Origin of the sequence: Propionivibrio sp. (assembly GCF_049316945.1) — a bacterium.
Lineage (GTDB): Bacteria > Pseudomonadota > Gammaproteobacteria > Burkholderiales > Rhodocyclaceae > Propionivibrio.
On sequence record NZ_JBMOJE010000006.1, the window covers coordinates 80,573 to 87,396 of the forward strand.

Below are 6,824 nucleotides of genomic sequence, written 5' to 3' on the forward strand. Positions count from 1 at the left end.
CTCGTTAACAATCAGAACTACAACAAACTTTGAACCTAATGACCTTCGTGTGCCTGGCCGATATACACCAGCGCCAGCATCATGAAGATGAAGGCCTGCAGCAGGACAATCAGTATGTGAAATACAGCCCATAATGAACCGGCAAATACCTGACCAATCCACAGCACTGGTCCGGTCATGCCGGTGGAACCGCCATAGGCCGCACCCATCAGGGCGATCAGCATGAAGAGCAACTCGCCGGCATACATGTTGCCGAACAGACGCATGCCATGCGAAACGGTTTTGGAGATGAATTCGATCATCTGCATAAGGAAGTTGGGCACATAGAGCAAGGGGTGGTTGCCGAACGGCGCGGTGAATAACTCATGAATCCAGCCGCCCAGTCCCTTGACCTTGATGTTGTACCAGATGCAGAGAACAAGCACGCCAACGGACATGCCAAGTGTTCCATTCAGATCGGCGGTGGGTACGACACGAAGAAAGGCGTGGGGGTTTCCGGTGATGACTTGCCAGATCTTGGGCAGCAAATCGACGGGCAGAAAGTCCATCGAATTCATCAGGAAAACCCAGACAAAGACGGTCAAGGCAAGCGGCGAAACGAACTTTCGCGACTCCTTGTTATGAATGATCGCTTTGGACTGGTTATTCACCATTTCCAGCAGAATTTCGAGGGCTGCCTGGGCTCGCCCGGGAACGCCGGAAGTCACACTGCGTGCGACGCGCCACATGAGAAACAGTCCGAGGACGCCCATCAGGATCGAGAAGAAAACCGTATCGAGATTAATGACGCTGAAATCGATGATCGACGCTTGCGCATGGCCCGTTGTATTCAACTGGGTCAGGTGGTGGACGACATATTCGCCAGCGGTGGGTGCGTTTGCTGCAGCTTCGTGACCAGTAGCCATTATCAGGACTTTTTCCAAAAAGCTAATAAACCCGCTTGCAAAGCAAGCACCAGTCCGATCAGCATGGATAGTGCGTGCAGATCGGTATATTCCTTCACAACAAAAACCAGTAGTCCGACTGTTGCTGCAATCTTGACGAATTCGCCAAGAAAGAAATTTGCTGGGTATGAAGCCCCGGGGCGTTTAGCCACGAACTTCAGGCGCGTAGCAAACAAAAAATTAGGCAGGGTACACGCTAACCCGCCCAGTGTTGCCGATACCGCCCCCCGTGTCCCCGCGAACAACCCAGCTGCTAATGCAGCAATAATCGTTGCTCCAACCTGCAAGAAGATAGCTCTGTACATTTATAAACTACAAAAATATGGCGATCTGGTGCAAGTCATTTACTTGGCCGTCAATCCTTTAAAAAGCAGCAATAAAGGGTTTTAACGACGGGAAGAATTATATCGCTTGACCATTAGCATTACAACAAAAAATAACTCGAAAGGAGTCCAGACGACTATCGCATCCGCTGCAAAATGCCTTCAAGCTGATCGAGATCACCAAATTCAATCTGGATTTTTCCGGCCCCCTTCTGGTTGGTGCGAATTTCTACCTGCGCACCGAGAAAATCCGAAAGCTCCTCCTGCAAGCGAAGTACGTCACGATCCGGCTTTTTTTCCTGCGCCTCTTTTGGAGGTTTGAGGGCATGCTGTGCCAGGCGCTCGGCATCACGCACCGACAAGCCTTTCTGCACCACGCGCTGGGCGAGCTGAATCTGCAGTGCGCCTGACAAGGGCAGCAGGGCGCGGGCATGGCCCATGTCTATCTCCCCACGCATCAGCAACTCCTGCACCGGCGCCACCAGTTGCAGCAGGCGCAGGAGATTGGATGCCGCCGGCCGCGAGCGACCCACCGCATCGGCAGCCTGTTGATGCGTCATTGAAAATTCATCAATCAGCCGTTGCAAGCCTTGGGCTTCTTCGAGCGGATTGAGATTTTCGCGCTGGATATTCTCGATCAGCGCCATGGCCAGCGCCGATTCATCCGGGATTTCGCGTATCAATGCTGGCACTTCGTGCAGACCAGCCATTTGCGCGGCACGCCAGCGGCGCTCGCCAGCGATGATCTCGAAACGGTCTTCGCCCGATTTTTCACCAATTGGACGCACCAGGATAGGCTGCATCAAGCCTTGCACCCGAATCGAGGCGGCCAGTTCTTCCAGCGCGGCGCTGTCCATCCGGGTGCGCGGCTGGTATTTTCCCGGCTGCAGATTGCCGACCGGCAGTGAGCGTTGCTGCTCCTTGCCCTGCGCTTCGTTGCCGGCCAACAGGGCATCGAGTCCGCGACCGAGTCCTTTCAGTTTCATGCCTCTGCTCCTTGTGCGACGTCGGAAGACTCAGCCGTAGCGCGCCGTTCCAGCATTTCCTGCGCCAGCGCCATATAAGCCTGTGCGCCCTTCGACACCCGATCGAAAGCAATCACCGGCTTGCCGTAGGACGGCGCCTCGGCCAGGCGCACGTTGCGCGGGATGATGGTGCGATAGACTTTGTTGCCAAAATGCTCGACCAGTTCGCTGGAGACCTGCTGCGTCAGCGTCGAACGCGGATCGAACAGGGTGCGCAACAAACCCTCGATTTCGAGTTTCGAATTAAGATTGGCGCGCACCTTCTTGAGCGTTGCCACGAGATCAGTCAGCCCCTCCAGCGCGTAGTACTCGCACTGCATCGGGATCATCACCGCCTCGGCAGCCACCAGACCGTTGACGGTCAGCAAATTGAGTGCTGGCGGGCAGTCCAGCAGGATGAAATCGTATTCATCGACGACCGGAGCCAGCGCATCGCGCAGCCGGTACTCACGACCGCCCATCTCGATCAGTTCGACCTCGGCACCGGCGAGTTCGCGATTGGCGGGCAGAATGTCAAACCCGAATTCAGTGCGGATGCGCGCTTCGCTCAGGGTCGAGCGACCGATCAGGATCTGGTAGACAGTCGGTAACGCCACGCGTTTGACGACTCCGCAACCGGTGGTTGCATTGCCTTGCGGGTCGAGGTCGATCATCAGCACGCGCTGCCCGAGGACGGCCAGACAGGCCGACAGGTTGACCGCTGTCGTCGTTTTGCCGACGCCGCCCTTCTGGTTGGTCACTGCCAGTATTTTTGCCAACTCAACTCTCCCCTGAACTTTTTACCGCGGCATTTCTCAAAACAGCCAGATGACGCTCGCCCTCCACTCCCGGCACCTGCAAGCGATGTACGGCATCGAGTTGTACGTCGGCCGGCAGGAGTTCAATCTCAACATGCGGCCAGACCCCCTTCATTGCCAGCCAGCGCCCATCAGCCGCCAGCAAGTGTCGTGACACGCTGACGAAATCAGCCAGCCCGGAAAATGCACGCGACGTAATCACGGCAAAGCCAAGCGACGGATGATACTGTTCGACTCGTCCACAGTGAACGGAAATATTGGGCAAGATCAATTCAATTGCGGCCTGCTGCAGAAATGCAGCCTTCTTGGAATTGCTGTCGAGCAAGGTCACGTCCAAATCCGGGCGGGCAATCGCCAGGGGAATTCCGGGCATTCCGCCGCCGCTGCCAACATCCAGCAAATTCCCGGACGATATGAAAGGCAGCAGCGCCAGCGAATCGAGCAAGTGGTGGCTGACGGCTTTGTCCTGTTCGCGCAGCGCCGTCAGGCTGTAGGTTTTGTTCCACTTGTAAAGCAGAGCCAGGTAGGCGAGAAGTTTTTCCTGGACGACCAACGGCAGTTCAATTGCCAAGCTGGCGAGCCCCTGCTCAATCTGCTCTGCGGGGCTCATGGATTCACCCACCTCAAGCGATCTTGCATGGCGCAGCCTGTGCGCCTCGCTTCAGATGAACCAGCAATATCGAGATCGCCGCCGGCGTCATGCCCTGGATACGCGAAGCCTGACCGATGGTTTCAGGCTTGTGCCGGATCAGCTTTTGCTGAATCTCTGTCGACAAGCCGCCTATCTTGCCGTAATCGAAAGCCTCCGGTAGCCGCGTCTCTTCATTGGAAAGATACCTGGCCACCTCGTCGACCTGACGGTCGATGTAGCCCTGGTATTTGGCCTGAATATCTATTTGCTCGATGACCTGAGTGTCGGAAAGGCCGGCATCGACGGATTCGTCGCCGACCTGCAAAGACATCAGGCTGACATAGCTCACGTCCGGGCGCCGCAACAAATCGTGCAAGGTGTATTCGCGCTCGATCGGCTTGCCCAGCACGCGCGTTTGCTCGTCAATCGACACCTTGAACGGCTGCACCCAGGTCGACCTGAGCCGTTCCTGCTCACGGGCAATCGCCTCGCGCTTGGTGCAGAACGCCGTCCAGCGGGCTTCTCCGACCAGACCCAGGCGGCGACCATGCTCGGTCAGGCGTATATCGGCGTTATCTTCGCGCAGTGAAAGTCGAAACTCGGCGCGGCTGGTGAACATCCGGTAGGGCTCGGACACTCCCCGCGTGATCAGGTCGTCGACCAGCACGCCGAGATAGGCTTCGTCGCGACGCGGCGTCCACGCTTCCTTTCCCTGTACCTGCAGCGCTGCATTGGCGCCAGCCAGCAATCCCTGGGCGGCAGCTTCCTCATAGCCAGTCGTGCCGTTGATCTGGCCGGCGAAAAAGAGGCCGTGGATGGACTTGGTTTCGAGCGAGGCTTTCAGGCCGCACGGGTCGAAATAATCGTATTCGATGGCGTAGCCGGGACGCAGGATATGGCAATTCTCCAGGCCCCGGATCGTCCGCACGAGTGCCAGTTGAACGTCGAAGGGCAGGCTCGTCGAGATCCCGTTCGGGTAGATTTCGTGCGTCGCCAACCCTTCCGGCTCAAGAAAGACGTGGTGGCTGTTCTTGCCGGCAAAACGGTGAATCTTGTCCTCGATCGACGGGCAATAACGCGGCCCGACGCCCTCGATCACGCCGGTGTACATCGGCGAGCGGTCAAGGTTGGCGCGGATGAGTTCGTGCGTCCGCTCATTGGTACTGGTGACCCAGCACGGCAACTGCCTTGGGTGTTGGTTGGCGTTGCCCAGGAATGAAAACACCGGCAGCGGATCGTCCGAGTGCTGCTCCTCCATCACCGAGAAGTCGATGCTCTTGCCGTCGAGACGTGGTGGCGTGCCCGTTTTCAGGCGTCCGGCGGGCAGTTGCAACTCACGCAGGCGCATTGCCAGCGAGACTGAGGGCATATCGCCCATGCGTCCGCCGGTGGTATTCGATAGTCCGACATGGATCAGGCCATTGAGAAAGGTTCCGGCGGTCAATACCACGCAGCGCGCCGCAAAGCGCACACCAAGCTGGGTGACGGCGCCAACCACGCGATCGCCCTCGACCAGCAGATCATCGCAGGCCTCGGCAAACAGGGTCAGGTTCGGCTGATTCTCCAGCCGGCTGCGAATCGCCTGCCGGTAGAGAACGCGATCGGCCTGCGCACGCGTTGCCCGTACGGCCGGACCCTTGCTTGAGTTGAGGATGCGAAACTGGATACCTGCTTCGTCGGTGGCAGCGGCCATGACACCACCAAGCGCGTCGACTTCCTTGACCAGATGCCCCTTGCCGATCCCGCCGATCGAGGGGTTGCAACTCATGGCACCCAGCGTATCGAGGTTGTGCGTGAGCAACAGCGTCTTCGCGCCCATGCGCGCGCTGGCCAGCGCGGCCTCGGTGCCGGCGTGGCCGCCACCGACCACGATCACGTCGAAACGGTCAGGAAACTGCATGGGAATCTTATCTGCTCCGGGAACGCTTGAGGGATGCGGATTTTACGCCAATTCGCTGAAAAATAACAGGTTTCGCCTTCCTGACTTGCTCACTACGGACGCCATTTCCTGGCTAACCATCATTGAAATCATTTCCGGCAAACGCTGCCGCTGATCACTTCCGCTTGATCACTGACGAACAGTCGCGTAAGTTTCTTGCATGAGCCTACCTGATCCAAGCAATACCGCCGATTTGCTCCATAAGATGAGCAAAGACATGGCACGCATGCGGGTGCTCCTGGTTGACCGGCACCCCAGCGCGCGCAAATCGATGCGCATCATTCTTTCGAATCTCGGCATAAGCGCTGTCCATAACGCCGGTACTTCCGCCGAGGTTCTGCTGCAGGTGAAGGCTTATTCGTTCGACATCATCCTCTCCGACTATCAGCTCGACGACGGTCGCGATGGCCAGCAACTGCTGGAAGAACTGCGGCAGAAGCACCTGATTTCCTTGTCCACCGTGTATATGGTAATCACCGCTGAACGTGCTTATCAGAACGTGGTTTCCGTAGCCGAACTGGCACCCGACGATTATCTGATCAAGCCCTTCACTGCCGATCAGCTTCACGCCCGTCTGGCCAGAGCAATCTACAAGAAACAGTTTTTTGAGCGGGTTTTTGCGCATCTGGATAACGGCGCCCATGTTGATGCACTGGCGGCTTGCAATGCTCTGATCGGCCTGGAAGAACAATTTCTTTACGACACCCTGCGCTTCAAAGGTGAAATTCTGAACGCGCTTGGCCGCCATCAGGAGGCTCAGGCGGTTTATCAGCAAGTCCTGGAGCACGCCATGGCGCCCTGGGCGCGCATGGGTCTGGCCATCGCACTGCGCGGCATGGATGAACTGGCCGCCGCCGAAATGCTGGGTGCGTCGGTGATCGACGACTTTCCCGAGTATCTCTCGGCTTACGATTTCGTTGCCAGTGTGCGTGAGGAAATGGGAAAACTTGTGGAAGCACAGGAAGTTCTGCTAAAGGCCACTCAAATCTCGCCTAATAATTCGATACGGCAACGCATGGTCGGCGATGTCGCGGTGCGCAACGACGATCTTGATGCGGCGGAACGTGCTTATGGCAAGGTGCTCGAAAGGCATCGCGGATCGTCGCTCAAGGTCATCGACGACTACACCAACCTGACACGGGTCATGCTCGACAAAGGCCATACG

The 6,824-nt window shown here is 57.3% G+C and carries 8 protein-coding genes; 2 read left to right on the forward strand and 6 right to left on the reverse strand.

The genetic code is table 11. The annotated features are described in order from the left end of the window. Nucleotides 1-35: 35 nt before the first annotated feature. From atpB to mnmG, 6 genes are all read right to left on the reverse strand, one after another. Entirely contained in the window at nt 36-905 is an 870-nt protein-coding gene (gene atpB / locus ACOYNV_RS02815; protein ID WP_422898218.1) for a F0F1 ATP synthase subunit A, read from the reverse strand. Between the two features lie 2 nt (nt 906-907). Continuing rightward, nucleotides 908-1,249 carry an ATP synthase subunit I gene (locus tag ACOYNV_RS02820; protein ID WP_422898219.1) on the reverse strand — a complete coding sequence of 114 codons (342 nt, stop codon included), beginning with the start codon at nt 1,247-1,249 and terminating at the stop codon, nt 908-910. Between the two features lie 155 nt (nt 1,250-1,404). After that, the gene (locus ACOYNV_RS02825) at nt 1,405-2,253 is read right to left on the reverse strand and encodes a ParB/RepB/Spo0J family partition protein (protein ID WP_422898220.1); all 849 of its coding nucleotides are present in this window, start codon (nt 2,251-2,253) and stop codon (nt 1,405-1,407) included. Then, entirely contained in the window at nt 2,250-3,050 is an 801-nt protein-coding gene (locus ACOYNV_RS02830; RefSeq protein ID WP_422898221.1) for a ParA family protein, read from the reverse strand. The genes ACOYNV_RS02825 and ACOYNV_RS02830 overlap by 4 nt, the downstream gene beginning before the upstream one ends. Before the next feature lies 1 nt (nt 3,051). Continuing rightward, the gene (gene rsmG, locus ACOYNV_RS02835; RefSeq protein ID WP_422898222.1) at nt 3,052-3,699 is read right to left on the reverse strand and encodes a 16S rRNA (guanine(527)-N(7))-methyltransferase RsmG; all 648 of its coding nucleotides are present in this window, start codon (nt 3,697-3,699) and stop codon (nt 3,052-3,054) included. 13 nt (nt 3,700-3,712) lie between these two features. Continuing rightward, nucleotides 3,713-5,620, reverse strand: coding sequence for a tRNA uridine-5-carboxymethylaminomethyl(34) synthesis enzyme MnmG (gene mnmG / locus ACOYNV_RS02840; protein ID WP_422898223.1), 1,908 nt, complete (start codon nt 5,618-5,620; stop codon nt 3,713-3,715). On the opposite strand from mnmG, the gene ACOYNV_RS02845 reads away from it, so the two are divergent. Beyond that, entirely contained in the window at nt 5,619-5,774 is a 156-nt protein-coding gene (locus ACOYNV_RS02845; RefSeq protein ID WP_422898224.1) for a hypothetical protein, read from the forward strand. The two genes, mnmG and ACOYNV_RS02845, sit on opposite strands and share 2 nt — an antisense overlap. Nucleotides 5,775-5,876: 102 nt before the next feature. Continuing rightward, on the forward strand, nt 5,877-6,824 hold a 948-nt coding region (locus tag ACOYNV_RS02850; protein ID WP_422898225.1), incomplete at its 3' end, for a response regulator.